The sequence below is a fragment of the Bacteroides sp. AF39-11AC genome (assembly GCF_003474285.1).
Classification (GTDB): Bacteria; Bacteroidota; Bacteroidia; order Bacteroidales; family Bacteroidaceae; genus Bacteroides.
In genome coordinates this window covers 3942-4890 of the sequence record NZ_QROH01000024.1, presented here as the reverse complement: position 1 = coordinate 4890, position 949 = coordinate 3942, and the positions used below count along the sequence as shown (strand labels likewise).

The 949-nt window shown below is 39.3% G+C and carries 1 protein-coding gene; it reads right to left on the bottom strand.

The annotated features are described in order from the left end of the window. Window positions 1–907 (bottom strand): carboxypeptidase-like regulatory domain-containing protein (locus tag DW036_RS25205; RefSeq protein ID WP_158585996.1); only part of this gene is annotated, 907 nt, incomplete at its 3' end. Window positions 908–949: the final 42 nt, after the last annotated feature.

Genomic DNA, 949 nt, shown 5'->3' with positions numbered 1-949 from the left:
CACCACCGGCATTCAAATCACCACCATGACCATGACCATGTCCGTGACCGTGACCGTGATTAGGAATGTATTGAGTAGAGAAAGAATAAGTTTTCAATGCAGTAACGTCAACAGCAGGATATGTAGTTCCATCATATCCGAATGTGTAAGTTGTCTTTGCACCTTCATACTTAAGAGTTACGCTCTTAACTGTCTGATATGGAGGAACAGGTACAGTATAAGTTGTTCTGATAGTTTGCTTTTTACCGAATAATCCTTCATATATACCGATTGTTGAATTGGCATAATTAATTAATCCGGCAGGAGCACCATCTAAAGCGGTTTCAATAGTCGGTTTCACTTCAGCACCAATCTCGATGTCAGCAAACGTACGGTCAAAGAACAAAGGTTCTTCTGAAGCAGCCAGATCCAAACCAGGCCATTCCTCAGGAGTAAATACCTCTTCCTCATTCAGCATTTTAGTAGTAACAGTCATTGTAACCTTATTCAAATCGAAGTCAGGATCAGGAGTCCCGTTTGTCTTCAATGCAATATTTACTACAGTTGTAGAAGACTGACCTTTGTCCAATGCAGCAATTGTGAACTCACGAGTTACAGTTGCATCTTCATTATAACCAGCTTTCTTTACTGTCACAGTATTTAGCACACCACCTTTTCCTGGCGCAGAAAAAATGCCATCACTATATTGAGTAGGAGCAGTGCCATTTACTGTTATTGTGGCATCCGTAATTGCTGCACCAGTTTCCACATCTGTAATTGTACCAGAGATCAAATATACAGGATCCGGAGCTACGTACGGTTTTGTCACATCACCGTTTTCTGAATCATAGCAGCTTGTAAACATAGTACCGACTGCTAAAATGGCCATCGCTAACTTAGCGGTAAAACCAAAAAATTTACTTTTCATTTTCATCTCAATAAAAAATTAAAAATTTAATAATTCTGATTT